The 591-nt window shown below is 58.4% G+C and carries 1 pseudogene; it reads left to right on the top strand.

The window, feature by feature from the left end:
- Nucleotides 1-591: pseudogene (locus QJT78_RS51960) on the top strand (IS701-like element ISBj6 family transposase); the annotation flags it as partial.

Genomic DNA, 591 nt, shown 5'->3' with positions numbered 1-591 from the left:
GTCGATGTGAAGCTCATTTGGCCGATCACCAAAGTCCGTGGCAAACCACGAAAGCACCACGTGCCCGATATCTTATCGATTGCGGCAGAACAAATGCTGGCCAGCGCCAAATGGAAAACCGTGAGTTGGCGTAGCGGGACGAAAGGTCGGCTCAAAGCCCGATTTGCTGCCCTCCGTGTCCGCACCGCCGACGGCCCTCCGCAGCGGATATGGGATAAAGGTCAGCAGCATCTCCCAGGCGACGAAGTCTGGCTCATTGGCGAGCAACGTGCCTCCGGGGAGAGCAAATACTATCTCGCCAATCTTCCGGCGACGACGGATCTGCGCACGCTGGCCGCCACCATCAAGGCACGGTGGATTTGTGAGCAGGCGCATCAACAGTTGAAGGAGGAGCTTGGACTTGATCACTTCGAAGGGCGATCATGGCAAGGTCTTCATCGCCACGCCCTTATGACAATGATTGCCTACGCCTTCCTGCAACATCGTCGCCTCGCATACGCGGGGCGGAAAAAAAAGAATCAACGGGCCTCCGCCTCAACCAACCATGCCCGCCGTACGCCATGCCATCGTCGATCTCATCCTTCGGCCGCC

The organism is Bradyrhizobium sp. Mp27 (assembly GCF_029953005.1).
Lineage (GTDB): Bacteria > Pseudomonadota > Alphaproteobacteria > Rhizobiales > Xanthobacteraceae > Bradyrhizobium > Bradyrhizobium barranii.
The sequence above is the reverse complement of the archived record's forward strand: the minus strand, read 5'-3'. Positions and strand labels throughout refer to the sequence as shown.